Here is a 5718-nt window from a genome sequence, read left to right on the forward strand (position 1 = left end):
CCCCCTGAGCCACAGGCCCGGGGCGTTCTGGCATTCCGGGCCTGTGGCTCAGGGGGGCCGCGCCCCACCAGGAGTCACGGATGACCAGCACCGCACTCACGAAGACGGCCGCCGAGCGGACCGGCGCGCACACCGACGAGGCCGCGTCCCTGATCGGGGGCGCCCGGACACGCATCGACGCGCTGGACGACCGGATCATCGGCCTCGTCCAGGAACGGATGGCCGTCTCGGCGGTGATCCAGGAGGCGAGGATCACGTCAGGGGGCCGCCGGGTGAACCTCTCCCGGGAGATGGATGTCCTCAGCCACTACAGCGACGCCCTGGGCAAGCCGGGCACGGCACTCGCCATGACGCTGCTGGAGCTGTGCCGCGGCCGGGTGTGACGCGCGGGAAGGCTGCACGGCCGCACCCTCGTCCGGTCCGGTCTCACCCGTACGGCGCGTGACCCGGCCCCGGACGGTTTCGTTGGTCCCGGTGTCCGCTCCAGCCAGGGGCGGCAGAGGTGGGAATCCACGCGTGGCTCCGCCGGGACGTGTGACGTACCTCAGGTACGTCGTGGGATCACGGCCCGGCGCATGTGACCGGTCGGCAGGGGACAGCAGCCCGGTCACCCATGTGCGGCCGGCCCCGGGGACGCCCGGGACCGGCCGCCGTTCGGACCGCCGATCACCTCTCGGGGGAAGGGCGTGTCATCGCGAACCCCTGCGGATCGGCGGAGCTGTGTGACTGCTGTGGCCGCTGTGACCCGGTACGGGTTCGACCGCATGCCGGCACCGAGCGTTGCACCGGCCAGGTTCACGCATCGATCACGGCTCAGGGGTGTGGCGAGCGCCACATAAAGATTCTGTGAAACCGGGGGCAACCGTTTCCTCACTGCGCAGGTCATGCATGGCGAACACCCCGGCTCGTTCCGTACCCCACAACGGCAGGCCCGTTCACTCCTTTCACGCGTACCGCAGCCACGCGGTACCACGGACCCGCTGAGGCCCAAGATGAAGCTTCGCCGCACCCTGGCACTCGCTGCCGCCACCGCCGTCATAGGCCCGGTCGTCCTGCTCTCGGCTCCGGCCGCTTTCGCGGACCCCGAGACCCCGACGACCGAGACCACCTCGCCCGCACCGACCGGGACGGTGAGCGAGACGCCGTCCGCCACGGCGAGCCCGGAGGACACCGAGTCCCCCACGGCGACCCCGTCGGCCACGGAGTCGTCCGACGGCACCGCGCCCGAGACCACCTCCCCGGCCCCGACCGCCACGGAGTCCGAGACGCCGTCCGCGACGCCGACGCCCACCGCTTCGGAGACCGACGAGGAGGAGGGTGAGGAGGAGGAGGGCGAAGAGCTCGGCGAGTGCGAGCCGCGTCCGCTGGATCTCTCCATCAACGGCCTCTCCGGCAAGATCGCCCGGGGCACCGGCTGGGACCGGTTCACCTTCAACATCTACAACGACTCGCAGACGACCGTGAAGAACGTGGCGTTCTTCGCGGGCGCCGCCGCCGACAAGGCCGGCGCGCAGCTCTTCACCACCAAGCAGGTCCGGCTCCAGGCCCTCAACGAGGCCGATGGCACCTGGGAGGACCTGGAGGACTTCGGCACCTCGTCCGGCTACGTCGGCGAGACCGACGAGATCAAGCCCGGCTACGAGGTCGACATCTCCCTGCGCCTCAAGGTGGCGGCGAGCGCCCCGGTGGGCGCCGGCTTCAGCCTCGGCGGCGGGCTCGTCTTCGGCGAGGAATTCGAGTCGGAGCCGTGCTTCACGGACGTCGCCTACAAGTTCCAGATCGTCGACGCAGGTGACGAGGACGGCACGAAGCCCCAGGAGGGCGGCAAGGTCCCCGTCCCCGACAAGAAGCCGGCCGCCGACACCGCCAAGGTCACCGGCAGCCTCGCCGAGACCGGTTCGTCCTCCACCACTCCGGTGATCGCCCTCGCGGGCGGCGCGGCCCTGGTGCTGGGTGCCGGCGCGATGTTCGTCGTGCGGCGCCGCAAGAACGGTGACGCGGCCGCCTGAGGCGCGTCACCGGCAGGTACGTGAAGGGGCTGCACTCGGAGGGGGGTGCAGCCCCTTCGCGTTCCCTCGTTCACGCCTCCTTGGCGGCCCTCTTCGGTGGCACCGCCGGCATCCCGAGGAACGGCAGCTTCAGGGCGCCGAACGCCTCCTTCGGCACGGCGGGCGCCTTCGGCTCGACCGCGGCCAGCCGCTCGTACGCCGAGCCCTGTGCCGGGCGCGGGTCCGTCTCGCCCTTGTTGGGCCAGAAGGACATCGCGCGCTCCGCCTGCGCCGTGATGGTCAGCGACGGGTTGACGCCGAGGTTTGCGGAGACAGCGGAGCCGTCGACCACAAAGATGCCGGGATGTCCGTACAGCCGGTGGTACGGGTCGATGACGCCCTCGTCCGGACCCGCCCCGATCGGGCAGCCGCCGAGGAAGTGGGCGGTGAGCGGGGTGCCCATCAGTTCCCCGACGTTCGATCCGGCGAAGCCGTTGATCTCCTGGGCGAGCAGCGTGGCGCCCTGGGTGGCCTCGGCGATCTGGGTCGGGTTGGGCGAACCGTGTCCCTGCCGGGCGGTGAGCAGGCCCTTGCCGACGCCGCCGGGCTTGCGGTAAGCGGTCAGGGAGTTGTCCAGCGACTGCATGACGAGACCGATGATGGTCCGCTCCGACCAGCGCCGGTTGGACAGTGAGCGCATCATGAGCCACGGGTGCCTGACCACGTTGCCGAACCAGCCCAGCACCCGGTGGGTGCTGTAGGGCACCTGGAGGATGGTCAGGGCGCCCATCGCGTTGGAACCCCTGCCGTAACGCACCGGCTCGATGTGGGTGTTCTCGTCGGGGTGGATCGACGAGGTGATGGCTACGCCGCGGGTGAAGTCGGCCTTGGCGGTGCCGTGCTTCTTGCGGTAGCGGCGGTCGCTGGTCTGCGCGCCCACCAGCCCCTCGGAGTTGGTGCGGGTCAGCTCGCCGAGCCGGGAGGACAGCCTGGGCAGCAGCCCTTCGTCCTTCATCGTGTGCAGCAGGGTCTGGGTGCCGTACGTACCCGCGGCGACGACCACCTCGCGGGCCCTCAGCACCGACGGTTCCGCCTTGCGGCGCCGGTTCGTGGGCACGGTCGACACCCGGTAGCCACCGTCCGGTCCGTCCGTCACGGCGACCACGGACGTCATCGGGTGGATGACCGCGCCGGCCTTCTCGGCGAGGTACAGGTAGTTCTCGTTGAGGGTGTTCTTCGCGCCGTGCCGGCAGCCCGTCATGCATTCGCCGCACTGGGAACAGGCCTTGCGGGCGGGGCCCGCGCCGCCGAAGTAGGGGTCGGCCGCCTCCCCGCCGGGCTTGGCGCGCGTCGTGCCGTCGGCGTCCTGGCCGTCGCCGAAGAAGACGCCGACCGGGGCGAGGTGGAAGGTGTCGCCGACGCCCATGGTCTCGGCCACGGCCTTGAGATGGACGTCCGCCGGGGTCACGGTCGGATTGAGCCGCACGCCCAGCATCCGCTTCGCCTGGTCGTAGTACGGCGCCAGCTCGGCCTTCCAGTCGGTGATGCCGGCCCACTGACGGTCCTCGAAGAACGGCGCGGGCGGCACGTACAGCGTGTTCGCGTAGTTGAGGGAGCCACCGCCGACGCCCGCTCCGGCCAGCACCATCACCTTGCCCAGCAGATGCACGCGCTGAATTCCGAAGAGGCCGAGTGCCGGGGCCCACAGGTAGTTCTTGATGTCCCAGGAGTTCTTGGGCAGCGTCGCGGGCGTGAAGCGGCGGCCCGCCTCCAGGACACCGACCCGGTACCCCTTCTCGCTCAGCCGCAGGGCCGAGACCGCGCCGCCGAAGCCCGAGCCGACGACGAGCACGTCGTAGTCGTACGCGTCGTCGTCCGCCGCCGTGGCGGCCGGACCGGCCTGGTTCTGGGCATGGCTGTCCTGGGACATGGCTCTCCTCGGTGCGGAAAGGGCGGGTTGAAAAGGGTGCTGAGGGGGTCAGCGCAGCCGGAAGGCCTTCATCGCCTTGAGACTGCGGCTCATGAAGGCGGCGTACTTCTCGTCGTCCATCCCGAAGGCCGGCGCGAGGGGGATCAGCCGCTGCTGTGCGACCGTCTGGGCCTCGGTGTACTTCAGGATGCCCTCGGAGCCGTGCCGCCGGCCGAGACCGGAGTCCTTCATGCCGCCCATGGGTGACTGGACACTGCCGTACGCGGGTGCGTAGCCCTCGTTGATGTTGACGGTGCCGGTCCGCAGCCGCGCTGCGACGCGGTGGCCGCGCCCGGCGTTCCGCGTCCAGACGCTGGAGTTGAGGCCGTACGGAGTGGCGTTGGCGAGGGCGACTGCCTCGTCGTCGTCACTGAAGCGGTAGACGGAGACGACCGGGCCGAAGGTCTCCTCGCCGCAGACGGCCATGGGTGCCTCGACCCCGTCGAGGATCGTCGGCTCGTAGAAGAGCGGGCCGATGTCGGGGCGGGCGACGCCGCCCGCGACGAGCGTCGCGCCCTTCTCCACCGCTTCGTCCACATGGCGGCTGACGGCCTCCAGCTGCCGCTCGCCGACGAGGGAGCCCATGTCGGCGCCGTACGCGAGAGCGCTGCCGAGCCTCATGGCCTTCGTACGGGCGGCGAAGCGCTCGACGAAGTCGTCGGCGACCGACTCGTGGACGTACAGCCGCTCGATGGAGATGCAGAGCTGCCCCGCGGAGGAGAAGCAGGCGCGGACGGCACCCGCGGCGGCCTTCTCCACGTCGGCGTCCTCCAGGACGAGCATGGCGTTCTTGCCGCCGAGCTCGAGGGACACGCCCACAAGACGGGCGGCGGCACCCTGGGCGACCTCACGGCCGGTACGGGTGGAGCCGGTGAAGGAGACGTAGTCGGCGTGGCTGACGACCGCGGGGCCGACGACGGGCCCCTCGCCCAGGACGACCTGGAACACCTCGGCGGGCAGGCCGGCCTCGATCAGGAGGTCACGGGCCCACAGCGCGGTCAGCGCGGTCTCCGTGTCGGGCTTCATCACGACGGCGTTGCCGGAGACGAAGGCGGGCAGCGCGTCGCCGACGGAGAGTTCGAGCGGGTAGTTCCAGGGGGCGATCTGGCCGACGACCCCGCGCGGCTGCCGCAGTTCGGTCACCTTCGTGAGGGTCGGGACGACCCCGGTGTGGCGCTTCGGCCTGAGGTAGGACACAGCCCTGCGCCCGTAGTGCCGGGCCGAGACGGCGACGGCCAGCACCTCTTCGTGGGCGTGCAGCCGGGCCTTGCCCGTCTCCAGCTGGATGAGGTCGAGTACCTCGGACTGACGCTGCAGGACCAGGTCGTGGAAGCGCAGCAGCACGGCGGCCCTGGCCCGGACAGGGGTCGCGGCCCAGGCGGGCTGGGCGGCGCGGGCACGCTCGAAGGCCACCTCGACGTCCTCGGGGGTGGACTCGGGCAGGTCGGCCAGCTTCTCCCCGGTGAAGGGGCTGTGGTTGGCCGTGCGGCCGGAGCCGACGACGTCACGGGTCAGCTGGGCGATCACCTCGGGCGTGACCACGTCGGCGGCCGTGCGCACGCCTGCCGGGGCGGCGGCCACCGGATTGGTGCCGACGCGGGTGCCGGAGGTGGCGGTGGTGGTCGTGGATGCCTGCGAGTCCGTCATGAGGGCGAGAGTATGTCCACCCGCTCGCTTTGGGTACCCGTGGGTAACAGGTTTTCACAGACCCCGCCGGAGACTCCCGTCCCGCCCCGGCACGCAGCCAGTGATCACTGGCTG

At 71.1% G+C, this 5718-nt stretch carries 4 protein-coding genes; 2 read left to right on the top strand and 2 right to left on the bottom strand.

Annotation, left to right across the window (positions count from 1 at the left end):
- Nucleotides 1–80: 80 nt before the first annotated feature.
- Both BFF76_RS29680 and BFF76_RS29685 read left to right on the top strand, forming a co-directional pair.
- Nucleotides 81–383 (top strand): chorismate mutase, encoded by a 303-nt coding sequence (locus tag BFF76_RS29680; protein WP_031096496.1) that lies wholly within the window; start codon nt 81–83, stop codon nt 381–383.
- 609 nt (nt 384–992) lie between these two features.
- Entirely contained in the window at nt 993–2009 is a 1017-nt protein-coding gene (locus tag BFF76_RS29685) for an LAETG motif-containing sortase-dependent surface protein (RefSeq protein WP_031096494.1), read from the top strand.
- Nucleotides 2010–2079: 70 nt separating this feature from the next.
- Here BFF76_RS29685 and BFF76_RS29690 read toward each other — a convergent pair whose 3' ends face one another.
- Together BFF76_RS29690 and BFF76_RS29695 are read right to left on the bottom strand one after the other, a co-directional pair.
- Nucleotides 2080–3918, bottom strand: coding sequence for a GMC oxidoreductase (locus tag BFF76_RS29690; RefSeq protein WP_053930296.1), 1839 nt, complete (start codon nt 3916–3918; stop codon nt 2080–2082).
- A 48-nt stretch (nt 3919–3966) separates the two neighbouring features.
- The gene (locus BFF76_RS29695; RefSeq protein WP_053930295.1) at nt 3967–5604 is read right to left on the bottom strand and encodes a succinic semialdehyde dehydrogenase; all 1638 of its coding nucleotides are present in this window, start codon (nt 5602–5604) and stop codon (nt 3967–3969) included.
- Between the last annotated feature and the right edge of the window lie 114 nt (nt 5605–5718).

The organism is Streptomyces mutomycini, assembly GCF_001700505.1.
GTDB classification, from domain to species: Bacteria; Actinomycetota; Actinomycetes; order Streptomycetales; family Streptomycetaceae; genus Streptomyces; species Streptomyces mutomycini.

Bases quoted from the DNA above. Each gene is read 5' to 3' on its own strand.
- BFF76_RS29685 (WP_031096494.1), top strand. From the start codon at position 993: ATGAAGCTTCGCCGCACCCTGGCACTCGCTGCCGCCACCGCCGTCATA.
- BFF76_RS29690 (WP_053930296.1), bottom strand. From the start codon at position 3,918: ATGTCCCAGGACAGCCATGCCCAGAACCAGGCCGGTCCGGCCGCCACG.
- BFF76_RS29680 (WP_031096496.1), top strand. From the start codon at position 81: ATGACCAGCACCGCACTCACGAAGACGGCCGCCGAGCGGACCGGCGCG.
- BFF76_RS29695 (WP_053930295.1), bottom strand. From the start codon at position 5,604: ATGACGGACTCGCAGGCATCCACGACCACCACCGCCACCTCCGGCACC.